This is a genomic window from Psychrobacter sp. NG254, assembly GCF_015277735.1.
Lineage (GTDB): Bacteria > Pseudomonadota > Gammaproteobacteria > Pseudomonadales > Moraxellaceae > Psychrobacter.
This window is the reverse complement of the sequence record NZ_JADHDA010000005.1, coordinates 123,943-150,220: the sequence shown is the minus strand read 5'-3', so window position 1 is coordinate 150,220 and position 26,278 is coordinate 123,943. Positions and strand designations below refer to the sequence as shown.

The window sequence follows — 26,278 nt, the reverse complement described above, 5'->3', positions numbered from 1 at the left end:
ATTCATACCATAGGAATTTTTATTTCTAATTAACCTTAAGTGTGATAGGCAGTCGTATATAATATACATTTGTGTTGACGATTTATTTGTTATATCTAATATAGCAACCGCTCTATAGTTTATCAATTTATATAATGTAAATAATGATAACTTGATATGTTGCCTGATATCCTTGATAATCAACTATATATTGTTCAGCAGTACGGCGATGTCTATCGTCCTGTTTATACAAGGAGCTTATTCTGGCTACTTCTACTTCAGCAGTAGATATATCTACTCACAGCGCTAATGATGATGCGTCATCAGATAGTGCTGACTTTGCCCCTATGGATCTGGCCAAACAAATGCAGCAAGCATCGATGCAAGCCAGCCAATTGCTAAAGTCGCTATCACATCCTGATCGCTTGCTGTTGCTCTGTCAGTTGACACAAGGTGAGTACTGCGTTGGTGAACTTGAGAGTTTGGTCGGTGTTGGGCAACCAAGCTTGTCACAGCAGCTGGGTATCTTACGTAAAGATGCGCTGGTTACGACACGCCGCGAAGGTAAGCAAATCTACTATAGTATCGCAAGTGATGATGCGTTAGCCGTACTAGAGCTGCTTTATCAGAGATTTTGTGCCAAAACCGAATAACGCCGTACTCGCCTAACTATTTTATGCTGCTCTATATATTGGTGATGTATTGATATGTCTTCTATCGCTGCTCGTCTGATTCCTAGTTGGCTGCGCCAATACCAGCTTACAGCGTTACCGACCGATCTTGTCGCAGGGCTTGTGGTGGGCGTATTGGTCATACCGCAGAGCTTAGGCTATGCCGTACTTGCAGGATTACCGCCTGTGTATGGGCTCTATGCAGCCATTGTCCCTGTGCTCGTCTACGCTTGGCTTGGCTCAAGTAACGTACAAGCCGTGGGCCCTGTAGCAATCACCGCGATTATGACGGCCAGTGGGCTACTGCCTTATGCTGAGCAGGGCACTGAGCAATATGCCCTGATGGCGAGTCTGCTAGCACTGATGGTAGGCGCATTACTGTGGATTGCTGGACGGTTGAAGCTTGGCTGGATTATGCAGTTTATCAGTCGCGGGGTCTCAGCAGGGTTTGTGAGCGGGGCTGCGGTGCTGATTTTTATAAGCCAGCTTAAGTACCTAATGGCGATTCCCATCACTGGCAGTAGCTTAATTGGCTACTTATCTACCATGCAATTGTACGTGAGTCAGCTACATCCACTGACGCTACTGATCGGTGTTGTAGCTTTTGTACTGTTGGTTGCCAACCGCTACGCGAGCGGGTGGGTATGGAAAACGTGGCTGTCATCGTCCTATGCTAAATGGGCTGAACGCCTATTTCCACTTATCTTATTGGGTTTGTCCATCGTTCTGAGTATGGCGCTACATTGGGATTCACGTGGCGTTGCGACCATTGGTAGTATACCGCGTGGGTTACCAAGCTTTACGCTGCCACATGTGACAGACTTACAAGAAGCACTCAAGCTCTTACCAACAGCGGGTCTGATGGCGCTTATCATCTTTGTATCGAGCAGCTCAGTGGCCAGCACTTATGCGCGGCTACGTGGCGAAAAATTTGATGCCAATCGTGAGCTGACTGGGCTAGGGCTCGCCAATTTATCTGGTGGACTGTTTCAGAGTTTTGCCGTTGCAGGTGGCTTCTCACGTACTGCTATCAATGTCGACTCAGGCGCAAAGACGCCGCTTGCTAGCCTCGTCACTGTACTGATCATGATTGCCGCGTTGGTCGCCTTTAGCGATGCTCTTGCCCCGCTACCCTACGCGCTATTGGGTGCCACCATCATGGCCTCTATCATTGGATTGATAGATATCGCCACCTTAAAGTCAGCTTGGCAGCGTGATCGCTTGGATGGTGCCAGTTTTTTGGCAGCATTCATCGGGGTGCTCATATTTGGGCTAAACACTGGACTGGTCATCGGTCTGATGGTGTCATTCGCCAGTTTAATTTGGCAGTCAAGTAAACCCCACGTTGCCATCGTTGGGCAGTTAGGCAATACGGGACACTTTCGCAATATCAACCGCCACGACGTTGTGACGTTTGATAATTTATTGATGCTACGTATCGATGAGAGTTTGTTTTTTGGCAATAGTGAGTCCGTACATCATCGTATTCTAAATGCCATGCAGCAGCATCCACAGGCGCACGAGATTGTTCTCATCATGGCTGCTGTCAATCATATTGACCTGACTGCTCAAGAGATGCTTTGTACCTTAAACCACGAGTTAACACTACAGAATAAGTGCTTACATTTTAGCTTCATCAAAGGCCCTGTCATGGACATCATCGGTCATACTCCGTTGGTGACTGAGCTATCAGGGCAGGTTTATCTAAGTACCTTAGATGCCGTCGATGCGTTAAAGAAAATCTAGTACTAATATTATGTTAGTGGCTACTCCTCAAATGTTATTGTCGTCTACAACACAATATCGCTATGATAACGCCTGTGTTATCCTAGACCAACTGAGTAGCTGCACGTTATGCTCAGAACAGTATGCTCACACGATTTGATAAACTTTAATAAAAAACACCCCTTAACAAACACAATTGATCCCATTTATGACCGATGAATTAACGATTTATAAGCAAATATACCCAAGCCAATGTATGAAGATTGCTGAGCTTGGCTATCGCTCTGTACTCAACATACGCCCAGATGCTGAGATTGAGACACAGCCTAACAGTTGTGACTTAGCGACGGCGACCAAGGCAGCAAACCTAGCCTACCATCATCTACCCTTTGATGATGAGCGCTTGAGTCTGTTTACCGTAGAGCAATTTGCTGATTTTTATCATTCTATGCCAAAGCCTATACTGATGTTTTGTGGTACTGGCGCACGTGCCAAACTGCTGTATCAAAGTGCCTTGATGCAGGGCCTACTATAATCAGCCTAGAACCGTGAATGAAAAACATAACCGTTTCAATGTTTACATAGCTCGTCTTTAGAAAGTTGCTGATTCAGATTAGGCTGAGCATTGTATGCAAATAACCAATACACCACTTTATATAGACAATAATAAGGAGCTCCCATGAGCCATGAAGTTAGCTTTACCGGCCAAATCACCCCTGATCAAGTACCAATGATTGCCGAAAACGGTTTCAAAACCATCATCAATAACCGTCCAGATGGTGAAGAGCCAAATCAACCAACCAGCGCAGACATTGAAGCAGCGGCTAAAGAAGCGGGACTTGCGTACAAAGAAATATCATTTGCTGGTAACGAGCTTAACCAGACCCACGTCGAAGCATTTGCAGATTTCTTTAATCAAGCTGAGCAGCCAATGCTGATATTCTGCCGTACCGGTAACCGCTCAAACGGTATCTATGAAGCAGCCAAGCAAATGGACTTGCTGGATGACTAATTTGGATAAATAGTACTGCTTAACTGACGAGATAATCAAAAAATTTGGCCCACAGCAACTTGTGGGCTTTTTATCATGAGTAGAATCTCACTACCGATGTACACGATAAAAACCTCCATAGTCACACCCAGTGGGTTACCAAACGCACGTAATACCACTACTATTGATCAAAGCATTCGATCTCTCTAAGAGGATTCACCGTTTAGATGTACTATAGGTAGACGGTTGACTCTCTAAATACTTAGAAACTTAGAGAATTAGATACTTAAACAATTTCACACATGGACTGTGAGCAGCTGCGCGATACGCGTATGAGCCTACTACTGTTTCTTTTTTAAAAGCCATCTTGATATGGCACTGTAGTTTTACAAGGAATGTTTGATGAACAACACTGCGTTAGCATTACTCCCACTGGCACTTGCCTACATCATGTTTACCCTAGGAGCAGGTTTAAAGCTCAGTGATTTCAAAGTCATTGCCAATAATCCAAAAGCCTTCTTTGTCGGTCTCGTCAATCAAGTTGTTTTTGTGCCTTTAGTGGCCTTAGCAGTAGTACTCATCACCACACCGCCGCCAACCATTGCCTTTGGTATTATGCTGATTAGTTTTTGCCCGGGCGGCGTGACCAGCAATATGCTGACCTTTTATGCCAAAGGCAATGTCGCCCTGTCTGTCGCATTGACCGGCGTGGTCAGTCTGCTATCGGTCATCACCTTGCCAATATTTATCACCTTAGCGTTTGATCATTTCATGAAAGACCAAGCGGGCTCTATTAGCGCGGTCAAGATTGGTCTGGTAATGTTTTTATTGACCACGTTGCCTGTGACGCTTGGTATGCTCGCTCGCCGCAAGTTCACCAACTTTATGGTCAGCAAAAGTGGCATTTTAAATGGTATAGCCAGTATCTTCTTTGTACTGATTGTCTTCGCTGCGGTCGCTTCTAACTGGGCATTACTCAAATCACAAGCGACTGCCATTGGGTTAGAGCTTGTCCTCATTATTGTCATCTTATTTGCTTTGAGTATGTTGACGTCTAAGCTATTAAAGCTCAGTTGGTTTGATACCAAGACCGTGTCGATAGAAACCAGCATTCAAAACAGTACCACTGCCATTACCTTAGCACCCATCATCATGGGAACGGCAGCAGGTCTACCTGCCATCGCCCTACCTGCTGCTCTATATGGCGTACTGATGTATGTGGTTGCCATTCCTGTTATTGCGTTGATCAGAAATAAAAACTGATGATAGTCGACATCAAGAAAAGCCCGTCCAAATACTGGAAGGGTGTTTTTTGGAATACTAGGGTCTGTTGAAATGCTATAAATAGCACTTAAATGACAAAAATATCGCTCAAATTATAGACTGGTACACTTTCAATATTGAGTACATATAGTCAGTTCAATATAATTTCGATACAAGGAAACCGAGTGCAAGTTATACATTAGTATGCTTAGCGAGGATGACGATGTAGCGAATTTATATAGGCTTGACTATAATAAAAAATTGACATGGCTAATAGGACTGCATGATGCAAAAACCGCTACTTATCATCGGCAATAAAAATTACTCCTCTTGGTCGCTACAGGCTTGGCTGCTGCTCAAAGCGTTCGATATTGACTTTGATGAGCAGCTTATCGAGCTGTTCCATCCATCAGCACGTCCAACGCTTGAGGCGCATTCGCCAACGGACAAAGTACCTATATTGGTCTATGGTGAGGGCGATAAGCAAGTAACCGTCTGGGATACGCTGGCCATTGCGATACATGTTAATGAGTACTTTACCGATAGTAATATTTGGACAGGCATGAAGAAGTCTAACGCTGACGCACAGCATGACAGTCAAAGTAGAATAAATAGCGCCTATTGCCAAAGCATCGTGGCGGAGATGCATTCAGGATTGACAGGTATTCGTAACGAGATGCCTATGAATATCAGAGCAGTCGCTAGGATACAACCAAGCGACGCGTGCTTAGCAGATATTGCTCGCATTGAGAGTATTTTTGCTGATTGTTTAAAAGGACGCTCAAAAGACAGTTTTTTATTTGGAGATGTCACAGCAGCTGATGTCTTTTTTGCTCCAGTGGTACTGCGATTACAGACCTATGCCGATGCGTCTGATATCGAACTCAAGCCATTGACCAAGCAGTATTGTCAAACTATAATGAATAACTCGCACATACTAGCGTGGCAACAGTCAGCACTAGCAGAGACTCGTATCATTGAAGAAGATGAAGCAGGCGAGATACTGTCTGTCGTTGGAGTACTAGCCAATTAAAAAAACCACTTTAGCTTAGCTAGAGTGGTTTTTTATTTGATAAGACTTCAAGCATAACGTTTTACTGCTTTTGCTCTAATGCTTCTTTTACGGCTTTTTTACCCCATGCACTCAGATCGAGATCCAGTTTTTCATACTCTTGTGCATCGAATAACGGCTCTTTAACCCCTGCTTTTAATTGACCTGCAAAGTCGTCAAGTAGACGCTTGGCTCGCGGAAACAACATAATCAAGGCCAATAAGTTTGCTAGTGCTAGCACGCCCATTAGCGGGTCAGCAAAGAAGAACACTGCGGTTGCCGTAGGTGCTACTGCTCCCAAGAACAATATCGCAATCACGACAATTCGTAACACCAAGGTCGCCATTTTGATATTCTTCTTAACCAAGAAGTTAATCGCATTTTCGCCCATATAGTAGTTATACATGATAGAGCTTAGTGCAAACAGCAATAGTGAGATGGTTAACACATACTGTGACCAATCACCAAGTTGAGCGGTCAGTGCTTGCTGTGCTAGTACAATACCATCGATTTCAGCACCGGGTTGATATACACCACTCAGCAAAATCATGAATGCCGTAGCACTACACACGACGATCGTATCAATAAACACAGACAGTGACTGTGAGATACCTTGACTGACAGGATGCGTGGCATAAGCAGTAGCAGCGATATTAGGTGCAGAACCCAAACCTGCCTCGTTAGAGAATAAGCCGCGCTTCATGCCTTGTTCAATTGCCACACCGATACCACCGCCTACGACAGATTCAATACCAAACGCATTTTTAACAATCATCGCCATCAATGCAGGCAGTTCGGTGATATTAAGCACGATAACAATCAGCGCCATACCAATATAGATTAAGGCCATCACAGGAATGACAACATCGGCTACTTTTGCAATGCGCTGGATACCGCCAAAGACGATAAAACCGCCTGCAACCACCAGTACTGCACCTGATATCCAGCGATCAATGCCGAAACTTTCAAGCGCAGAACCTGCCACCGTATTGCCTTGGAATGCCACAAACCCAATAGAGAAAGACAGTAGTAGCGAGATCGCATAAATGACGGCGAGCCAGCGATAATCTTTACCTAAACCATGCAGGATATAGGTTGCAGGGCCGCCGCGAAAGTTACCATCATTGTCTCTACGCTTGTACAGCTGAGCCAAACTACACTCAACAATACTGGTCATCATGCCAATGAGGGCCACAACCCACATCCAAAAAACCGCACCAGGGCCACCTAAAGAGATCGCAACGGCAACACCAGCAATATTACCACCGCCAACACGCCCACCGATCGACACCAGCAACGCCTGACGGGCAGAAATGCCGTCATCCCCTACTTCATCCGTCTTAAACACACGGAACATACGTTTAAAATATGTAAACTGGGCGAACTTGCCCACAATGGTAAATAACAAACCAAAAATAATTAACATAGGCACGAGTGCCCAGCCCCACGTTAGATCCCCGACTAGGGCAAAAAAAGATTCTATATATTCCATGGCTATTTTCCTTATAGTTCATGACGCTATGATAGGTTTTATTGGGCTTATTATCGCATCTAAGACCCGTATTTGTAACGAAAATGGCGCATTTGTAACGTAAATGATAATATTTTTCAATAGAAATTGCTTTGTTCACTCATCCAAATGACTGGTTTCTAAACTTTAGGCGCTATTCTATAGAAAAACTCCTACACAAGCGCAAAAAAACCACCTCAATTGAGGTGGCTTCTTAGACTAACTTTACTGCTGAATAGCGTAGACCAAAACAGCTTACTGCATGACCAAATATTCAAACGCTGACAATGCCGCTTTACTACCCTCACCCATCGCGATGTTAATCTGCTTAAATGGGACAGTCGTTACATCACCGCAAGCAAAGATGCCTTTGCGATCTGTACGGCAGCGCTCATCAATTTCAATCTCACCGAAACGGTTGAGATCAACAAAGCCTTTGATGAATCCAGTGTTTGGTACCAGACCAATCTGTACGAATACTCCTGATAAATCACGCTCATGGTTCTCACCAGTACTGCGATCTTGATAGACGATTGATGACACTTTACCATCAGTCGCTTTGATCTCTTGGGTGGCTACCCCTGTAATGAACTCAATGTTGGTTTTTTCTTTGGCTTTATTGATGAGTACCTGATCAGCTTTTAGATCATCAGCAAACTCAAGCACAGTGACGTGATTGACGATACCTGCCAAATCTAGTGCTGCCTCGACACCTGAGTTACCACCGCCGATGACTGAGATGTCTTTACCCTTAAAGAAGGGTCCATCACAATGCGCACAGAATGCCACGCCTTTACCAATGTTTTCTTCTTCGCCCGGTACACCCAGCTTGCGCCACTGAGCACCAGTCGCTAGGATGATACTGCGAGTCTCAAACGTCTCGCCCGTGTTTAACTGAATACGATAGTTCTCTTCTTCAGTCTCACCGATGTCTTTGACGCTCACATGCTCTTTTAGCGTGATGTTGTATTCGGCCAAATGCTTGACGAAATTGGTCGATAAGTCGGTGCCATTCGTTAGCGGTACAGAGATTAAGTTTTCGATATCTTGTGTGTCTTTCACCTGTCCACCGATACGATCAGCGACCATGGTTACTTTCAGACCTTTACGTGCTGTATAGATGGCAGCTGCCACGCCTGCAGGACCAGCACCAATGATAGTAACGTCTTGCTGCTCTAATTGCTCAGCATCGTCTTCTACGTCTGACAGTAGATCTGGGAACTGCTCTTGCAATTTTCCGATCAATTTTGCAGTGTCAATGAGACCGTTAGCAAACGGCTTGCCGTTCAAGAATACCGCTGGTACACCTTGGATTTTGTTCGCTTCTACCTGTTCTTGGAACAATGCACCATCGATCATCTCGTTGCTGATACCATCATTCAGTAATGCAAATTGGTTCAATGCTTGAACCACTTCTGGGCAACTGTGGCAAGACAACGACACATAGGTCTGGAACTGTAATGGCTTATTAAAACGCTTGACCAGCTTTTGGATACCTTCATCCAATTTAAGCGTATGACCACCAGCCTGCAAGATTGCCAAAATCAATGAAGTAAACTCGTGGCCGCCTGGGATACCGCTGAATACAATACCAGTATCAGCTGACGCACCTTCAATATGACTGACTACTTTGAAACTAATCGCACTAGGTAAGCTATCATCAGTCGCTGCTGCATCGAAATTGATTTTATCGGTTGTACCCGCAATCTTGGTCAAAAAATCCACCAATTCTGCACGTTTTGTATGTGTGCCAGTACCCAATACGAAGGTAATTGGGCGGGTCATATTTTCGCTATAGCTCTTAACGGCATCTAATAAATTCTGGTCTATCATGTTTGTTCCTCATTATGGCTGAATATGTAACGGCAACTGTCATGCTGCGCGTCTAAATATAAAATAGTTGGGATTAATAATTATGTATAAAACGTAATATGTAGTGGGCTTGTACCCTTTGATGTCCCTATTATCAGGTGTTTGAGGGATTTGAGCAAGCTGAGAAACTCAAACCTTATGTTTTATAAAACCAATCGTTATTTAATTTAATAAATTAAATACAAATACACTGACAGATAATAGACGTGGTTTCTAAAGGGTTTTTTCGCTACAATCGAGAATAGTTCTTACGTTACACCGCCTTTTACAACAATACGCAACTGCTTATGACAAGTTTGCGTTTCATGACAAGGATGAACACATGAGAAAAACAGATACCTTCCACGACAATAAAGATATTATTGCCGAGCTAAAACTCAAAGACAGTCATTTTGCGAGTATTTTTGATGAGCATACTGAGCTTGATCAAAAGATCAATTATCTCGAAAAAGATTTGGTAAAGCATGCCAGTCGTGACGAAGAAATAGAACAAATGAAACGACGGAAGTTGCATCTCAAAGATGAGATCTATAGAACCATAGATGCCAACCAAGCAGGTTAAGTCTGATACTTATAAAATATATAACTACATAGCATACAAGCAAAAAAGACCCCATCAACAATCGCTGATAGGGTCTTTTTAGTTGTACTGGTTTGACCTAATTGTATCGACCAATACTATATTTACTTAAGCAGTAAAATACCTACTTAGATTTTACCAACTAGATCAAGACTTGGCTTCAATGTCTCGCCGCCTTGCTCCCAAGCTGCTGGGCAAACTTCGCCGTCGTTTTCACGAACGTACTGTGCCGCTTTTACTTTGCGTAGCATGTCTTTTGCACTACGGCCAATACCGCCAGCATGAATCTCAGCTACTTGAATCAAGCCATCAGGATCTACTAGGAACGTACCGCGTTCAGCCAAACCTGCTTCTTCGATCATCACGTTAAAGCCGCGAGTGATACGACCAGTAGGATCGCCGATCATTGGATATTGTACTTTACCAATGGCTTCTGAAGAATCATGCCATGCTTTGTGCGTGAAATGCGTGTCAGTTGATACTGAGTATACTTCAACACCAAGGCCTTTAAGCTCGTCGTAATGAGCAGCCATGTCTTCAAGCTCAGTTGGGCAAACAAAAGTAAAATCAGCTGGGTAGAATAAGAAAATTGCCCAGTTGCCTTTTACGTCGTCAGAGGTGATGGTTTTGAACTCACCGTTTACGTACGCATCTGCTGAAAATTCTGGGATTTCTTGGTTAATGATAGACGCCATGATTGGATCCTTTATAGTGAAGTAAATTGAAAATTATTTATATGGTTTTTCAGATTAACCCTTAATGAATCTGGGCTACCCGACAAACTATACGCGAATTCTATGGTTAATCCAGTTAAAAGTTTTTAATGTGATGTTTTGTTTTATTAAACTTGTTAAACTATTCTCTCTATACTCTATCACCCGTTCACAATTGGTAATTTACTGCCTTATAAAGGTCAACTAAGCATAATAATTTGCATGAAAAACCCACTAAAAGAGAGGTTTTATGATTACTTTACGACAACTTGAGTTTGCTCTAGCCGTAGCCAAACATCGTCATTTTAAACGCGCCGCAGAAGACTGCAATATCTCACAATCTGCCCTGAGTTTGGGTATCGCCGAATTAGAAAAACAGCTGGATACGCAGATTTTTGAGCGTAATAACAAACAGGTATTGATCACCCCAATCGGTCAGGACATCCTCACACGGGCGCAGCGAGTGTTTTCTGAGGTGAGCGACCTGACCACACGCGCGCACAGCCATCAGACGCCGCTGGCGTACCCCATGACCGTGGGTATCATTCCAACGATTGCACCGTATTTACTGCCAAAAGTACTGCCTGCACTGCGTTCTCAATATCCTGAGTTTCGTATGAACATTGTTGAGCAACAAACCGAGCGTCTGCTCGAACAAGTGCGTTACGGTCATATTGACACCGCTATTATTGCGCTGCCGTATGCGGTCGATGGGTTACACAGTTTTGAGTTTTGGAGTGAGGACTTTTTTGCTGTATTTCCAAAAGACGATGTCCATGCCAAGCTTGAAACCATCAATGCTGACGAGCTAGCCACTGCCAATCTCATGTTACTTGGCGAAGGGCATTGCTTGACCGACCAAACGCTGTCTGTCTGTCACTTTGACCGCGCCCAAATGAAATCAAGCTTCTCAGATGCCAGTCTAAATACTTTGATTCAAATGGCACTTGCCAACATGGGCACGACGCTAGTCCCTGAGATGGCACTCGATCAGCTACATCTGCAAAACCAAAATGCCGTCGCGATACCACTGGCAGAAGACGGACCACACCGCCATATTGCCTTTGTTACCCGCTTGAACTATGCGCGTGTTGACGATGTCAGTCTGCTGGGTGATGTGTTTAATCAAGCGTTTAAAGATGCGGCTGATACAAAATAGTTGTAAGCAATCAAGGATGCTAGGCAATCAAGGATGAATATGAGCGAACTGTCACCACTAAATACCGAGCTGGGCAATCGTTTTTACTTGCACTTATCTGCTATCGATAGCGATGTCACGCCAGAGCAGGCACAAGCACTTTGGCAAGATATCGCAGCGAATTATAGCGAACACCAACGTGCCTATCATACCCTCGAGCATATTGAGCAATTATTCGTCCAGTTTGAGAGCATTCAGCACGTTCTGTCTGAGCCACATATCATTGCGTTGGCAGTGTATTACCATGATGTAATATATGACCCAACCCGCTCAGACAATGAATTGAGAAGTGCAGAATATGCAGTCAATGCATTAAGTCCTTATCTACGCGATGAGCAATGCCAGCATATCTATGCACTCATCATGATGACCGCTAGTCATCAGATAGATGCGTTAATAGACAGTGACAAATATAACGATGCAGCGTATTTGTTAGATATGGACTTGAGTGTGTTGGGTACAACGTGGTCTACCTATCAGCAGTATGCAAACGCCATACGTCAAGAGTATGCGCATGTTTTAGATACACAGTACCGCGACGGGCGCACTGCCGTACTGGAGGGACTACTGGCGCACCCAAGACTGTATCTGACTGACTATTATCATGAGCTGTTAGAAAATCATGCTCGTGATAACATCAAACGCGAGATTAATTCGCTACTTTGCTCGTAGCTTTATAAATAGCTCGCTACCCTGTCGCGCTGGATGTGAATTATAACTGCGCTCCATAATTTCAATGTCAAAATGAGTGTCAAAACGCCGCTGGTATTCTTCTTTGGTACCGCCGAATGGTGGTTCATCCCGTCCAAAATCCGTATCAAACAACAATCCAATCAGCTTACCTTGTGGCTTTAGTAATTTTGCCATTTGTTGCACGTATTCATCACGTCTCGATGGATTGATCGCACAAAAAAACGTCTGCTCAAGTATCCAATCAAATTGATACTGCTCATTCGATAAGCTAAAAAAGTCCGCACAAACCAAATGCTCAGTGGGGAAGTCAGGATAGCGTTTGACAAAGGCTTCAATCGGCGCAGGCGCAAAATCAACCAACGTCACATTGGTAAACCCTTGCTCATGTAGATAACCTACTTCGTATGCATTACCGGCACCCGCTACCAATATCGCTTGATCTTTTGCACCCTCAGGTAACTGATCGATATAAGCTTTGAGCGGCGGTGACACTTGACCCATGTCCCAACCGATACTGTCTCTCTCATAGCGCTGCTGCCAAAAACCTGCTTCACTGACGTTTTCCATATGACATCCTTGTATACAAACATGATAGTTAATCGACACGATTTGTACCGTTATTTCTTATCATAGCAGGCTTATTAAGGCATGTCGTCACTTTAAAAATGGTGATAACAATACAGTAGATTGCTATCAAACATTGCCATTAAACAAGGAGTGTAGCGTAGATAATCTCAAGGTATTTACTAGGCCTATCTAGATAATTAGGTGATTAGATAGTTAGGTGATACGTTCAGTCCAACTGCCCTGTCTTGCCCGCCAGCATATTATGCCATTGTTGATAATCTGGCATGGCTGTCGCCACTGTCTGCCAAAATGCGTGGCTATGATTGGCGTGATGTAAATGGCACAGCTCGTGGACAATGACGTATTCAGTGCATTCGATAGGATAAGCAGGCAGATAAACGGATAGCCAAACTCGCTTTGCGCGTGTGTTGCAGCTACCCCAGCGTGTGTGCATTTTTTTCAGACGAATCTCATTGGCATGAGCGCCAACGATTGGCTGCCACTTGTCAAATAGCGATGGCATGACATCGGAGAGTTGTTGCCGATAATAAGTGATTTTTTGATCGGGCCTGAGCGTAAATGATTGCTCTGTACCCCATAATAAAACTGAATTATTAGCAGCTGAAGTATCAGACGACGTGCTCTGTCTACGTCTGTATTGCGCTAGTACTTGCGGGTGATGCATCATGGCCCAAGGTATTCGCTTGGCCACAAACTGTGCTAGATGTGCTTCACTGATAGTCATCGGCACAGAGACCATCAGTGAATGAGGTTTTAAGCGAAAGTTGATATTTTTGACACGCTTTTTACTGACATGCAGCGCGATACCAGCCTGCATGAGCTGCTGCCTGACAGTATCTAAACTGATGTCTACGCTAATACCCTATCTCCTTGACTGACTATTCCTAAAATTACCGTAATAGTCATGATTGATAGCCTTGCCTATTTGGTTATTCATAGTGGCAATCTTCATCGACCGTTACCTAGCACAGCGCTTGTAAATGGTTATCAAAAGACATTTTATGTGGCTTGATGCTTTTGATAATACGCTCAGCATGTTCAGCATCATTTGCGTCCAGTGTTACCTTTGGAAAAGCATTTACTCTTAACGCTGTTAACTGCCCTTGTCCATCACTGACGATAAACCCTGAGGGCTCGGTACGGTCGTCCATGTTGCTAGCTGATGCATCAGAGTTAGCTAAAATCGAAGCCCCTGCACAGTCTGGCAGACTGACATCATCGATTAAATCTCGAGTCGTCAAATCATAGATTGCCGCACAACCACCAATCGGCGTGGTTACGCAGAGTAGATTGCGCTCACTATCAACAGCCACGCTAGCGATATACTGATGAAAGCGTTGCCATTGATTGTTTGGCATCGTGAGCGGTGTCAAACTGACATCACCACGCTGATGAGTCAACACCAATGGTACATTAATGTGTTTTTCACCTTGGAACTGAATACCGATCATGACAGTGCCATCATCGTGCATGGCTAAGTGACGCACACTCATCTGATTGTGCTCGGGAGTCACTTGCTCAAGCAGTGTGCCATCATGGCGATTCAGATACACTAATGATGGGCGCATAGTATCTAGGTTCAGCTCCTCGCGTGAGGCCTGCTCAGTTTTGATACCGCCGTTTGCAATCACTAGCGTTTGACCATCAGGATGCATAATCAGCTCATGCGGGCCAATACCATGCGAGTCGAACTCTGCTACTTTTTTATAAGCATCGTTGGCATCATAGATACCAATTTTACCTGCCAGACTGACTGTATCATTCTCAGTCACATAGAGCCATTTGCCATCTAAGCTATAGCAAGCATGACCATAAAAATGGCGATTCTTGTCAGATTTTATCGCATATTGTACCTGTCCATTAGAAGTCTTTAGCACCCAAAATTTTTCGCTTGGGCGTCGTCCCATCACGACGACATCGCGTTTTTGGGTAGCATAACTCGACTCAGCTTGAACATCAGACTCATCTTGAGTATCAGGCTTAGGTTCACGGTTAGGCTTGGACAGGGGCTGTACAACGATATCATGGACACGCTCTGGCATAGTCGTCTGCCAAACGATTTGTCTGTCAGCATCGATACCAACCACACCAAAATCATGCTCATTATGATTCAGTGACGTGTTGTCTTTTGGCATAGATGCCACACCGCTGACCCAACTGACTGGTCTCGCCAACATCGTCGTCGTGTGCATAGCAGTAAAGTCAGGTGAAGCAGGCTTATCACTACCTATATCATGCTGATAAGCCTGCTGCCACGTTGCCGACGCTTGCTGACAAGCATAGCGAAGGCGCGCGAGCTTCGGCGTAGAATCAGGGACAGATCGTAATGTCTGCCACTGCGTACGAATACCGTTGACATAATCTTGCAAACTGGCATCAGGATGCTGCTGTTTACGATAATGGTGATGTATGCCGACCAGAGCCACTGTACCAAGTGCTGTCAGCATCGAGGTTGTCAGTAGCTCATAACTTAGTGTTCCTGACTGACCCTCAGACGATGACTGACGATTTTTAGGCACTTGCACTGCTGCATTCGCTTCGATGATAGACATTGTCTAATCGCCATCAGTACTATTGAAACCCACACGGATACCAAGTGCTGGAATCAATTGACGCTTGATTAAGCGCGTGACTGTCGTGAGATGGTCATATAGCGCTTTTTGATCAGCTTTGTCCGCTTTTGCAAGATCTTCTGGCATCTGCGCCAGCAACGTGGTTGTATCAGCCAGGGCAGTTGACAGATTGTCCGTTACTTTACTTTCGCCATTGCTGTTAAGGATAGCCGTCAATACAGGGTCGGTCATGGCTTTATTGATAGTGTCTAATTTGGCATTGATAATAGCGCGACTTTGACCAGCAGTAGCAGCTGGCAAATGGCCTTTTGCTTTGCCCGTTAGACCAAGTGGCTGATCAATCGCGTTAGATTTCATGGTCTCAATCAATGACAGCAGAGAGTTTACCCATTGGTTTAGGCCTCGATCGCTCTCGGCTGTTTTGTCAATCGCCAATAATTCGGTCGCGTTCTGTTGCCAGTTTTTCTCAATAGCTTTTAGACGGGTGCTCAGCGCACTCGTTGCGCTAAGCACATAAGCACACTGACCTGCGTCCAAGCTATCATTGGCATATAGTGCTTCTTCTAATCCTGGCACGCCTTGCACAATCGCACTTTCGTCAGCGAGCTGCTCTGGCGTTAGCTTTGGATTGGCAGCAATCAAATCTGCCACACCACTGTGTACCAAGCCGCGCTCATCAGGATAATAGTTGATGTACAGATTACTCATACTGGCAGTCGCAGGGCCAAAATTGACCATCTCAGCACTCGCCCAAGCTTGTGCTAGTACCAACCACTGCGCGCGTAGTGACTGTAGCTCGTCACCGCTGACAGGCGCTTGCTGACAGTGTTTTTGTGCCAACTCATTCAGCAGGTCGCTCTGCTTGGCCACATCGGCATAGGCTGGAATCACAATCTCGTCTGCCACATGCGTCAAGTAGGTCGTTTGGGTCTCAGGACTGATATCGACAGCGACGATTTTTTCAGCACTTGCACTGTCCACATCTGCTGGGCTGTCTTGGACAACTTTTTCACTGTCCACCTCTGCCGCTTTATTATCGTCAGCGGGTTTGACACAGCTAATAAGCAATCCGGCGCTCAATGCAGATAGCGCCATTGCCAAAGCGTGGTTTATTTTCATAAGTTTCTCGGTAATATTATAAGTAGTCAGTTATATCGTATGTACATCATTATCAAAAACAGGTCACACACTGTATTTGGTCGTATTGTTTTTATAATGATTTTAAGAACGCATTTAGCTCAGTGCGACCTTTCTTATCTAATTTCAATACTTCCTGCTGTTGTTTTTTGGCCTCTCCGCCATGCCACAGTACAGCCTCCATCAGCGTACGAGCACGACCATCGTGCAAAAACGTCGCTTGTGGGTCAACCGTTTGAGCCAGTCCCACGCCCCAAAGTGCAGGTGTGCGCCACTCATAAGAGCTGGCTAAGAACTCAACTTGGAAATCTTTCGGCGGCAATTTACCCGCGATTGTACGATCAGCGAGATCATCACCCATGTCATGCAATAACAAATCTGTGTAAGGATAAATCACTTGTCCATGCTGCTCAAGATGATCATCGTCGGTTTTTGGCAACTGATATCTTGGCGTATGGCAGCTTTGACAACCCATATCATAAAAGCGTTTTTTACCAGCGAGTACGAGTGCATCATCAGCGTTACGGCGATGCGGCACTGCTAGATTACGAGTATAAAACTCCACAAACTTAGCCACTTCATCATTCACTTCGACAGGCGACTTACCATTGCCTTGCTCATCAGCCCCAGTCGCCGCCTTTAAGCAAGCTGTCTGCGTTGGCATACATGACTCGTTAGGACGAATATTTGAGGTTAGCCCCATGTCTTCATTAAACGCACTTTGGTTTTGAGTAATCAGCTTGGTTTGACCCGCTTTCCAACCAAAACGTCCAAGCGCTTGCTTGCCAGTTTGCGGATCCATGACCCAGTTGAACTTGCCACTGATGCCACTTTTATCCTGATTAACGGCTTGTTTTTTGATATCGTTATCAGGTATTTGCTCTAACATTCCCAGTCCAATCATTGGTAGCGCCACACGCGGTGATACCATCATCGCATCATCAAAAGCACCATAACCTGGATTGGTCAAGTTAAAGGTGGGCGCGCGTAGCGTCTCGACATACCCATCAGCAAAAGTCACAGGCTTATCCGTCCACTGCACCGCTATTCTCGCCTCAGCAGGCACACCTTGAATACCGCGATCTTGCAGCTGCCCCCCATACATCGGGTGGACGACTTTTTCGATGAGCGAGTTCTTTAGTTGCTCTCGTTGCTCGTCCGTGGTCGCAGGCATAGACAGACGAATCAACAAACTGTCTGCATCGTCATCGGCGGTCATCGGCGCGTGGCCTCGTCCGTCTTTCACATGACAGGACTGACAAGCGGCCACATTGAACAATGCACCCAGTCCATCACGACTGTCAGTACTGGCAGGGGCCACGACCCATGGCTGCTTAAAGAATGCATTGCCGATGAAAAACGACCCCTTGCGCGAAGCCGCTATGTTCGATGAAGGTTTAGAGTAGCTCTCTGCACTACTGATACTGATACCAGAGTCGCCGCCTTGCTTAATCTCTTGAGGATCAAAACTGACCAACTGCTGCATCGGCATACCCGCCAATGCTTCGATATTTTTGGTATGCTCGGATGTTAGAGGCTGGTTTTTTTCGCTGGTATTTGCTGTGCTCTCACTGTCTGAGGTGTCATTGGACACACTATCAGTTGGTTGACAGGCACTCAGTACCACAGCTCCCATCATGATGAGCGCAAGCTTGGACGGGAGGTTATTTGACCGTTTAGAAGGAAAAAGAGAAGTAGAAGATTTGGTATAAATGGCTTTCATAAAAATTAAGCGCCTTGGTTTTGGAGTAGAACCATAAAAATTGCTAGCGGTCACGCCCTTACTCGTCCTAGGCATAATCCATCTAAAACACTGGCTGATCAGCTCATGTTCATGCTCGTAAAAATACGTTGCCAACCCTAGTCGACAACGTATGTACTATATCCAATTTACCTGTATAAAGGCCAATGCTCATTCAATTGTCATCACTGATGCAATATCATAAATAGCATGAACAGCCTTTAGTCATCACAGCTGAGCCTAAAACTGTGAACCCGCATCTGCATCTAGATTATCAATTCCGACAGCCTTGGCCGCGTTTTCGATACCAGCGGTCAGCTCTTGCAAGCTGTTGATACCCGCTTCAACCCATCCACGGCGCGTATTTTGCTCTTCAGCAGAGATGCCTTCTTTACTTGCTTGACCGACAGTTGCGATCATCTGATCAATCTTGATACCGTCTTTTTCACCTTTTTCTACGATGACGTTGAATGCACCTTCTACTTTGCTAAAGTCAGCAGCCAATTTATCAGCAGCCTCTGTATGTCCGTTATCCGTGAGATAGTCTTTAATGCCATAGCCACCCACTGTTTTGCCAGCGACGGTTTTATAGTTACCGTTAAAGACATTCTGGATACCACGGGCATTATTGGCATAGCTCAGATGCGTCAAATCACTAAAGCACTCATGCTCGTCTTCGGTAGAGCCTGTAACGAAAGCAACCTGCATACGCTCAGAGGCAAGCTCACCTAAGGCTAAACTGCCCATTTGGTACATGATTTGGCGCAGACCGTTATCATATTTACGTGCCATCAGATCACTACGCAAGGTATTGTCAGTTTCAGGCTGCCACTGGGCTTCCATCGCGGTCAAATCATCCACTAGCAATTGAGTCGCTGCCTTTAAGAAATCACCACGGCGCTCACAAATACTGGCATCTTCGTTGACCGAATCACCACTGGTACACTGTCCAGCTTCAGTCGCATAATCAGTGACTGGACGATTGCCAGCACCTTCTTTGACGCCGTTAGTGTCTTGACCCCATAGCATGAACTCAATGGCATGATAGCCCGTCGTGACATTGGCTTCGCTACCACCGATCTCATTCATTTCTGCAAGTAGCTCAGGCGTAATGCTAGTAGTATCTTGCTTGACACTACCCACAGCGATACTATCACTATTGATGATGTTGTCTTTGCTATTATATTCACCTTCATAGTCATCACTGACATAATCAATCAGTGCTTCATCCAGTGGCCAAGCATTGATCTGACCTTCCCAGCTATCGATGCTATTGATAGCGCGCTTATCATTTGCTGTCACAAAGCCTTCATCAAAACGGAAAATTTCGGTTTGTGAGTATGGCTGACGTGCAGCTTTGTAAGCCGCTTTGGCAGCGTCTAGATTTTCTTGTGTTGGCGTGGTTACGTATGTGTTTACTGCCGTTTGCAAGGCTTTAGCAGTGTTGAGCGAGTCTTTATAAGCAGCATGTGCCATATTTGCATAGCTGATAACCAATCTATCAATGTGTGCTTTTTCAGCCGCTGACATCTCTATGCCATCACTTGACTCAGTGCTTGCTACGTCTGCCTGCGCTTCTGTACTCGCAGTCGTTTCCTCATCGGCTTGTTTGGTACAGCCCGACACCATCAATAGTCCTGCCAGTGCAACAGCTAAAGTAGTTGGTAGAATCTTACGGCTCTTTACTGTGGTAATCGTCATACATATCCTCAAAAATATAGCAAAAATTTGTTTTGGTTAAGTAGCCTCAATTATTCTGATAATCAAGCCATAATTACAGTCAGCTGCCTTATCCATACGCCATCGTTATTTATAAGGCGCAATCAAGACTTATAATATCGTGATGATAAAAAACACTGGTAAATTATAGTGTTATTGATAATCATTATCAATATTTAATTTTATATTAACTTAAGCTACGAAAATCCACTGCTATCACCAACTTAAACACATAAAAAAGAGCCAGCATATTGCTGACTCTTTTAGGAGTATCTATCTCAATCTAGACGATACGTACTCGATATCTATAAGAAAATATAGATTAGTTTACGCTCTGTGGAGCGTTAACTGTTAGCTCAACACGGCGGTTTTGCTGACGACCGTAGTCACTGTTGTTATCTGCAACTGGACGCGACTCGCCATAAGCGACTACATTGACACGGTTAGAAGCAACACCACGAGCCGTTAAGTAGTTAGCAACTGAGTAAGCACGGTCACGTGACAGACCCATGTTATAAGATGCTGAACCTACACTATCAGTGTGACCGGCAATAGTGATGGTGTTTTGGTTATACTGGTTCATGGTAGTAGCTAGCTTATCAAGCGTAGGCTTGAATGATTGGCTAAGCGTTGCATCATTGAATGAGAACGTGATGCTACCAGGCATAACAAGATCAATGTTACCAGTCGTTGGGTTCTGCTCAACAGTCACGCCAGTACCAGCCATCTGTTGCTCAAGTTGCTTAGCTTGACGCTCCATGTAGTAACCAACGCCAGCGCCTAGTGCTGCACCAATCGCTGCGTCACGACCAGTTTTGTCGCCACCAGTTGCTTTAGAAATAGCGGCCCCACCAACTGCACCAGCCAAGCTACCAATAGCGGTTTTATTCAAACGTTGTTGTCCATCAGCAGTAGTAGTACAACCGCTAAGAACCAGACCTGATGCTACTGCTGCAATCATTAATGTATTACGCATAATATTTCCTCTCAAGTATCAAATTTGTGTGTAAAAGTTATATAAATCGTGCTTTTTTATAAAGATTATCCATTAATCTTTTAAGTACTTATCGCCATTATTATGGCAACTGCAATCTAAACGTGTGTAATATTTTGTCATGCCTATGTATGAGAAGTGCAGATTATATTACCGACACCCTCTATCGTCTTAACAGATATCCTGCATTTTCTGCTATCACAAGTCACGTTTACCTTCATCTCGCCTGCCCCAATTCTGCTAAAATTATACCGCCAAATAAGGCTTGGTCTAACGAAGATTAGATGAGATATTTGCTACAGACTATTGGTAATTGACACAATTTAATAAGATTGAACAAAAAGGATTGAGCATGCGATTGACATCTGCCATTCGAAAAATGCACAAGCGTGCCCCAACACTCAGTAAGGCCATCTCACTTGCCACAGCCACAGGCGTTATCGCAGCCAACAGCTTTGGCGGTAGCATTCCATTATGGTTGATGGGTGTTGGTAAAGTCATCACGGGCGCTCCCATCGCAGACAAAGCTGTAATTAAAATCGCTACTTATTGGATCAGCAGTAACAGTGCTTTGATTGATGACATGCTGCCGCGCAAAGACTGGCGAATCACACTACCTGATGATGTGCATATCAATGGTAAATACTTGCTTGTCAGCAATCACCAGTCTTGGGTAGACACCAGTATCGTGCAATACATTGGTGAAAAGCGCCTACCACTGACGCGATTTTTTACCAAGTTTGAGCTGATTTATATTCCTATTGTCGGTCAAGCCTTTTACTTTTTAGACTTTCCCATGATGCGTAGGCACTCCAAAGAAGCCATCGCAAAAAACCCTGCGTTAAAGGGTAAAGATATAGAAGAGGCAAAACGTGCCTGTGCGCTCTTAAAGGACAAACCCTTTACCTTGTTAAATTATCTAGAAGGCACGCGCTTTACTAAAGGCAAGCATGCCAAGCAGCAATCTCCTTATACTCATTTGCTAAAACCACGAGCAGGCGGCCTGTCATTAGCCATCAGCGCCTTAGGTGATGATATTGATGGTATATTAGATATGACGATTGTATATCCTGATGGTGTGCCAAGTTATGGCGATCTATGGAAAGGTAATATCAAACGTTTGAGCGTTGATTTGAGATATATCGACATACCAGACGCTTTGTTTGCTGGTATCAAGCAAGGCGGCTACGAAGATGATGAAGACATCAAAGCGCAGATGTTTGATTGGGTCGAACAAGTTTGGCGTCAAAAAGACCAACGCATCACAGAGATGCTTGCAGATTTTTCCGAAAACCCTAAACCATAGTCATGCTTGATTCCTTTACGCAGCTAACTACTATACTAAGGGCACGCGCTATCGTAATGGTCAAAGCCATACGTATATTTTAGTAAGAGATGGGTTGTTTTTTAGCCTTATTCATTGATAATGTCACTAGTCATCGTTTTTTGAGGGTTGTTACGGTATTGACGGCAATATGTGCGTGTTGACACCTGTATCGACCACCAAAATTCATTCACGCTTTGTGCCATTTATCATTATAAGGTATGACTGTGCCCACCTCCTCTACTAGCACGCCTCTAACAGCACCTGTCTCGCCTCATCTAGCAGAAGGTGAGCCACTGCAGCCAAACCGTCCAAAACCAAGCCGCCTAAAACTGACTTATGACATCGTCATGCTTATTGCCATCAGTATTGATTTATTATTGATCAGTCTGGATGCTATTTTGATGAGCAACTTTAGTGCCAATGCTGCGCAGTGGCTGACAGTGAGCGACGCGCTTATCTGGTATCAAACAACATTGCACGATCCGCTGCGCACTGTTGGCGGCTTTTTTACGCTATTTTTAGTGTTTGAGCTGTTGTTACGCTGGGCTATCTCTATCAAGGATAAAGTCTACTATCGCTGGTTCTTTTTTCCTTTTGTACATTGGTATGAAGTGCTTGGCTGTTTCCCGCAGCTACGCGCCTTGCGGTTACTGCGCGCGGTGGTTATTGGGCGTCGACTATACCAGCTTGGTTATCAAGTGTTACCGCAAACGTGGATCAACCGTATCAAGTTCTATATTGATCTACTGTTAGAAGAGCTTTCTGATCGTGTTATTTTGACCACGATACAAAACCTTCGACAAGAACTCACCAATTCAGACACTCATAAATCCTTCATCGAGTCGACCATTGCAAAAAATCGTGATGAAATTGAAGCGGCGTTATTATCTGTATTACGTGCAGAGCTGGTGCCCAAACTACAAGCGTTAACCACAGCGTCAGGCGGTGGCAGTATATTGGCCACTGAAGTCGGCAATGCGATTGAAGAGGGTTTGGCAAATACACCTGAGCTACGCCGTTACCTACGCATGATACCTATTGCGGGCAGCTTAATTGAGTCACAACTGCAACACGTCGGGCACAATATAGGCGAAAACGTAGTATATGCGCTGAACACACGCCTACTCGATCCAAATCTCCTTGATTCATTGATGGTGGCCATTGCCAGTGGCGTTGCTCAAATAAATACCAATGTTCCAGCATTAGATGCCTTAATTTCGAGTATCATTGAAGACAGTTTGACTGAGTTTGAAGCACAGGTAAAAGTGCAGCAGTGGAAACACCAAGACATGTTAAATCTATAACGGATTAAATCCGTAACATGACTATCAAACCCATAACACGACTACCAAACACCCTGATTTGACCATAAAAATACGACCGTGACTGTAGCGACAGCATTATTTTGAGAGTTTATATATGACAGTTTCAAACAACGATACCCAGACCGAAAGCACCGCGCCCGCTTTGGCATTCTATGGCAAGATGCTGACCTTTTCACGCTTGCAGCTCAGTACAAATGAGCTCGGCGCTATCGAAGCACAGCTCGCTGAAACGCTCAGCAATAAATCAAGCAACATCCCTATTCTAATTGATAGTGAGGTAGAGCAAGATTTATCCGTATTGATAGAGCTTCTGTGGTCATGGGGGTTACAGCCGATCGGGGTTGTGACGGGTTTACTCGACTCACAAGCCATTGAGCAACGTCTGGCTATCTTTCCAGCAGATGGCAAGCGTATTGAGCGTATTATCCCTAGCAAAAAACCATTGAGCGCGCCTAAGCCCATTGTAGAAGCCACATCAAGTAACGGTGTCAGTGATAACGATAGCGCTGATGCTACCGCTAGCACCTCTCAGACTGAAACGACCCTGTCTAGTGCACCAACAGAGATGTTGCTGAACGCTCAGCACATCACCAGTCTCATCTACGATCAGATGCTACGCTCAGGACAGAGCCTGAATCACGTCGGTGGTGACTTGATTTTGACCAGTAGTATCAATAGCGGTGCTGAAGCCATCACTGATAATAGTTTACACGTGTATGGCCGTGCCCAAGGTCGTCTGGTTGCAGGCGCAACAGGTGATAAAGACGCTCGAATTTTTTGCCAAGTATTCAACCCCTCATTGGTGTCAGTTGCAGGGACTTATTGCCTGCGAGATAACTTACCTCCACACGTCATCGACAAGTCGGTACAGGTTAGGTTTGTCGAAGGCGAAGGTTTGGTGTTTACAGTAATGGATGAAGCATAGCGGCAGACAGATAATAAGCTGTAGATGACGAATTACTAACAATCAAATGTAGAGGGATAGTCACCTTATTAAAAATAATACACGATCAGGTGATTTTTGCGAAAAACAAACTGGCTACACTGCATGACCGTCGAACTTATCATGAATAAGATTGCCCTGCTTTAATAGGCTGATGACCTTATTTATGTAGTGAGTCGGTTCAATTAAGAGGTTGATCGATAAGACAGGCTGGTTTTTATCAAAATTTAAGAGGTATAGGTGCCTTTATTATTACGTCAAAATCATTAATATCAGCCTATTAAGATCAAGTATAAAGGCTTCATAGCTTGTCTATAAGTTGTTTTTCTGCTTTTGTATAGACTGGCTATAAATCTTTGTTTATTTATGCTAGGCTAGCTTCGCAGATAGTGTAATTTAGTAGGCTAATATCCTGCAATTATGCTGTTCATATAAAAGATATCCCATTGATTCATAGGAGTGTGCCATTGTGGCGAAGATAGTTGTAATCACTTCAGGTAAAGGCGGTGTGGGTAAAACCACAACAAGTGCGTCTTTTGCCGCTGGTTTAGCATTACGTGGCTATAAAACGGTTGTTATCGATTTTGATGTTGGTCTACGTAATTTAGACTTGATCATGGGTTGTGAAAATCGAATTGTGTATGACTTTGTGGATGTTATTACTGGTAACGCACGCTTATCGCAAGCACTGGTCAAAGACAAACAGCTTGAAAATTTGTTTATCCTACCTGCCAGTCAAACACGTGATAAAGACGCACTGACTGACGAGGGCGTATCAGAAGTGATGGATGAGCTCTCTAAGCAGTTTGACTATATCATTTGCGACTCACCTGCTGGTATCGAACGCGGTGCTCAGTTAGCGATGTATCATGCTGATGAGGCCATTATCGTTACTAATCCTGAGATTTCATCAGTACGTGACTCGGATCGCATTATCGGTATTTTGCAGAGTCAAACCAAGAAAGTGGCAGAGAATCAAGGCACGGTACGTGAGCATCTGATCATCACTCGTTACAATCCTGAACGTGCTGCTGCAAATGAGATGATGGATATTGATACCATCTCTAATGATATCTTGAAAGTACCATTGCTTGGTGTTGTTCCTGAAAGTCATTCTGTTCTTGAGGCTTCTAACCACGGTGAGCCTGTTATTCATTATACCGATTCTGTTGCTGGCCAATGCTATGATGATATCGTCGCTCGTTTTTTAGGTGAAGAGCGTCCACTACGTCACATTGATGTGAAGAAAAAGAGTCTACTACAGCGCTGGTTTGGGGGTTAATAATGACGAAGAAAAAAGGATTTTGGAGTAGCCTATTTGGTACTGACGATAACAATAATACAGGCAGCGCTAATCTAGCGACTGAGCGACTTAAGGTTATCGTTGCTAGCGAAAACCGCTTAAACAACCGACTAACGGCTGATCGTATCGAGAAAATGAAGCGTGAAATCTTAGAAGTGGTTAATAAATACGTCAATGGTGTGCAGATTGATGATGTCAACATCAATCATCGCTCTGAGGACAGTTTGGATGTGTTAGAGATGAATATCAATTTGCCTGAACATAAAAAGTAAATGGGTAAACACTCATACCATCAATGAACGCTTTTAGGTCTCACCTAAAAAAAGCCCTAAGTAATCTACTTAGGGCTTTTTTGTATGTGTCTATTTTTTTGTGTCTGTTG

The 26,278-nt window shown here is 44.4% G+C and carries 24 protein-coding genes; 14 read left to right on the top strand and 10 right to left on the bottom strand.

Features of this window, described 5'->3' with window-relative positions; translation table 11 throughout:
- The first annotated feature begins 326 nt into the window (after positions 1-326).
- From IP510_RS09995 to IP510_RS09970, 6 genes are all read left to right on the top strand, one after another.
- A complete protein-coding gene (locus IP510_RS09995) occupies positions 327-632 on the top strand; it encodes an ArsR/SmtB family transcription factor (protein WP_265087587.1) in 306 nt (101 codons plus the stop codon).
- A gap of 54 nt (positions 633-686) precedes the next feature.
- The gene (locus IP510_RS09990; RefSeq protein WP_194364641.1) at positions 687-2,396 is read left to right on the top strand and encodes a SulP family inorganic anion transporter; all 1,710 of its coding nucleotides are present in this window, start codon (positions 687-689) and stop codon (positions 2,394-2,396) included.
- A gap of 187 nt (positions 2,397-2,583) precedes the next feature.
- Positions 2,584-2,910, top strand: coding sequence for a beta-lactamase hydrolase domain-containing protein (locus IP510_RS09985; protein ID WP_194364640.1), 327 nt, complete (start codon positions 2,584-2,586; stop codon positions 2,908-2,910).
- A 144-nt stretch (positions 2,911-3,054) separates the two neighbouring features.
- Positions 3,055-3,387: a TIGR01244 family sulfur transferase gene (locus IP510_RS09980; protein WP_194364639.1), complete on the top strand. Its 333-nt coding sequence runs from the start codon at positions 3,055-3,057 to the stop codon at positions 3,385-3,387.
- Positions 3,388-3,768: 381 nt separating this feature from the next.
- Positions 3,769-4,629: a bile acid:sodium symporter family protein gene (locus IP510_RS09975; RefSeq protein ID WP_194364638.1), complete on the top strand. Its 861-nt coding sequence runs from the start codon at positions 3,769-3,771 to the stop codon at positions 4,627-4,629.
- Between the two features lie 286 nt (positions 4,630-4,915).
- The gene (locus tag IP510_RS09970) at positions 4,916-5,662 is read left to right on the top strand and encodes a glutathione S-transferase family protein (protein WP_194364637.1); all 747 of its coding nucleotides are present in this window, start codon (positions 4,916-4,918) and stop codon (positions 5,660-5,662) included.
- A gap of 61 nt (positions 5,663-5,723) precedes the next feature.
- Here the strand turns inward: IP510_RS09970 and IP510_RS09965 are convergent, their stop codons facing one another.
- Both IP510_RS09965 and ahpF read right to left on the bottom strand, forming a co-directional pair.
- Complete coding sequence (locus IP510_RS09965; RefSeq protein ID WP_194364636.1) at positions 5,724-7,172, bottom strand: alanine/glycine:cation symporter family protein; 1,449 nt, start codon at positions 7,170-7,172, stop codon at positions 5,724-5,726.
- Between the two features lie 273 nt (positions 7,173-7,445).
- On the bottom strand, positions 7,446-9,023 hold the full coding sequence (gene ahpF / locus IP510_RS09960; RefSeq protein WP_194364635.1) for an alkyl hydroperoxide reductase subunit F: 1,578 nt from the start codon (positions 9,021-9,023) through the stop codon (positions 7,446-7,448).
- A gap of 361 nt (positions 9,024-9,384) precedes the next feature.
- On the opposite strand from ahpF, the gene IP510_RS09955 reads away from it, so the two are divergent.
- Positions 9,385-9,624, top strand: coding sequence for a YdcH family protein (locus IP510_RS09955; protein ID WP_194364634.1), 240 nt, complete (start codon positions 9,385-9,387; stop codon positions 9,622-9,624).
- 146 nt (positions 9,625-9,770) lie between these two features.
- Here the strand turns inward: IP510_RS09955 and ahpC are convergent, their stop codons facing one another.
- The gene (gene ahpC, locus IP510_RS09950) at positions 9,771-10,337 is read right to left on the bottom strand and encodes an alkyl hydroperoxide reductase subunit C (protein ID WP_194364633.1); all 567 of its coding nucleotides are present in this window, start codon (positions 10,335-10,337) and stop codon (positions 9,771-9,773) included.
- Between the two features lie 268 nt (positions 10,338-10,605).
- Here ahpC and IP510_RS09945 point away from each other — a divergent pair, with 268 nt between their 5' ends.
- A complete protein-coding gene (locus tag IP510_RS09945) occupies positions 10,606-11,514 on the top strand; it encodes a hydrogen peroxide-inducible genes activator (RefSeq protein ID WP_194364632.1) in 909 nt (302 codons plus the stop codon).
- A gap of 39 nt (positions 11,515-11,553) precedes the next feature.
- Positions 11,554-12,225: a hypothetical protein gene (locus IP510_RS09940; protein ID WP_194364631.1), complete on the top strand. Its 672-nt coding sequence runs from the start codon at positions 11,554-11,556 to the stop codon at positions 12,223-12,225.
- On the opposite strand, the gene IP510_RS09935 is transcribed toward IP510_RS09940, so the two are convergent.
- From IP510_RS09935 to IP510_RS09905, 7 genes are all read right to left on the bottom strand, one after another.
- Positions 12,211-12,813: a methyltransferase domain-containing protein gene (locus tag IP510_RS09935; RefSeq protein WP_194364630.1), complete on the bottom strand. Its 603-nt coding sequence runs from the start codon at positions 12,811-12,813 to the stop codon at positions 12,211-12,213. The two genes, IP510_RS09940 and IP510_RS09935, sit on opposite strands and share 15 nt — an antisense overlap.
- Positions 12,814-13,039: 226 nt before the next feature.
- Positions 13,040-13,651: a M48 family metallopeptidase gene (locus tag IP510_RS09930; protein ID WP_194364629.1), complete on the bottom strand. Its 612-nt coding sequence runs from the start codon at positions 13,649-13,651 to the stop codon at positions 13,040-13,042.
- Between the two features lie 145 nt (positions 13,652-13,796).
- Positions 13,797-15,386, bottom strand: a complete 1,590-nt coding sequence (locus tag IP510_RS09925; RefSeq protein WP_194364628.1) for a DUF1513 domain-containing protein — start codon at positions 15,384-15,386, stop codon at positions 13,797-13,799.
- 3 nt (positions 15,387-15,389) lie between these two features.
- Positions 15,390-16,526 (bottom strand): imelysin family protein, encoded by a 1,137-nt coding sequence (locus tag IP510_RS09920; protein WP_194364627.1) that lies wholly within the window; start codon positions 16,524-16,526, stop codon positions 15,390-15,392.
- Positions 16,527-16,617: 91 nt separating this feature from the next.
- On the bottom strand, positions 16,618-18,267 hold the full coding sequence (locus tag IP510_RS09915; RefSeq protein WP_413786478.1) for a di-heme oxidoredictase family protein: 1,650 nt from the start codon (positions 18,265-18,267) through the stop codon (positions 16,618-16,620).
- Positions 18,268-18,525: 258 nt separating this feature from the next.
- Positions 18,526-19,986 (bottom strand): imelysin family protein, encoded by a 1,461-nt coding sequence (locus IP510_RS09910; protein ID WP_194364626.1) that lies wholly within the window; start codon positions 19,984-19,986, stop codon positions 18,526-18,528.
- Between the two features lie 340 nt (positions 19,987-20,326).
- Positions 20,327-20,980, bottom strand: coding sequence for an OmpA family protein (locus IP510_RS09905; RefSeq protein ID WP_194364625.1), 654 nt, complete (start codon positions 20,978-20,980; stop codon positions 20,327-20,329).
- Between the two features lie 370 nt (positions 20,981-21,350).
- Between IP510_RS09905 and IP510_RS09900 the strand changes: the two genes are divergently transcribed.
- The 5 genes from IP510_RS09900 to minE all read left to right on the top strand — a co-directional run bounded on the left by IP510_RS09900 (position 21,351) and on the right by minE (position 26,168).
- Positions 21,351-22,304 carry an acyltransferase gene (locus IP510_RS09900; protein WP_194364624.1) on the top strand — a complete coding sequence of 318 codons (954 nt, stop codon included), beginning with the start codon at positions 21,351-21,353 and terminating at the stop codon, positions 22,302-22,304.
- A gap of 239 nt (positions 22,305-22,543) precedes the next feature.
- The gene (locus IP510_RS09895) at positions 22,544-23,629 is read left to right on the top strand and encodes a hypothetical protein (RefSeq protein ID WP_227669642.1); all 1,086 of its coding nucleotides are present in this window, start codon (positions 22,544-22,546) and stop codon (positions 23,627-23,629) included.
- Between the two features lie 115 nt (positions 23,630-23,744).
- On the top strand, positions 23,745-24,575 hold the full coding sequence (gene minC, locus IP510_RS09890) for a septum site-determining protein MinC (RefSeq protein WP_194364622.1): 831 nt from the start codon (positions 23,745-23,747) through the stop codon (positions 24,573-24,575).
- A 487-nt stretch (positions 24,576-25,062) separates the two neighbouring features.
- Positions 25,063-25,875, top strand: a complete 813-nt coding sequence (gene minD / locus IP510_RS09885) for a septum site-determining protein MinD (RefSeq protein WP_194364621.1) — start codon at positions 25,063-25,065, stop codon at positions 25,873-25,875.
- Positions 25,876-25,877: 2 nt separating this feature from the next.
- On the top strand, positions 25,878-26,168 hold the full coding sequence (gene minE / locus IP510_RS09880; protein WP_194364620.1) for a cell division topological specificity factor MinE: 291 nt from the start codon (positions 25,878-25,880) through the stop codon (positions 26,166-26,168).
- The last annotated feature ends 110 nt before the right edge of the window (positions 26,169-26,278 follow it).